1 pseudogene is annotated in these 574 nt (G+C 37.5%); it reads right to left on the reverse strand.

What is annotated here, in order from left to right:
• Positions 1-260, reverse strand: a pseudogene (greA, locus tag R7E78_RS28855) (transcription elongation factor GreA); the annotation flags it as partial.
• Between the last annotated feature and the right edge of the window lie 314 nt (positions 261-574).

Here is a 574-nt window from a genome sequence, read left to right on the forward strand (position 1 = left end):
AAGATAACCTTGCCAGTGTTTTCCATTTTAGTTACATCAATTACTTGCGCAACAGATAGCTTATATTCAATGTCACGGATTTGTGCTTCACAAATACCCTGCTCTTCTCGAGCGGCATGATATTCAGCATTTTCCTTCAAATCACCTAGTTCTCGTGCTTCAGCAATCGCTTCTGAAATTTGAGGACGTAGCTTAAGTAGACGTTCTAGTTCTGTACGTAGCATTTGTTCGCCACGTAGTGTCATTGGAACTTTTTCCATTATGTAACCTCAAGCCCAAATGGGTCTTTGGACAATAAAAAGCCCACCCAGTCGTAGGACTAGGTAGTGCGGTTAAAGATGTATTTTCAACTAGTGTAAACAAACTCCTGAGCGAAATCATCTTAATTCGAAATTCAACATTGCTATGCCTTTGCAGCATAACGAACCGAATCAATTTTAGATCCAATCATTATCGCAATTTATTGAAAAACAACACTGTTCATTACACAAAAAACCTCAAAAAAGATAAAAACTAATCAATGCCAGGCCAATGCCATCAAAGCATTAATTCATAAAAAACAATCACTTAACAG

The sequence above is a fragment of the Vibrio sp. YT-19(2023) genome, assembly GCF_033337395.1.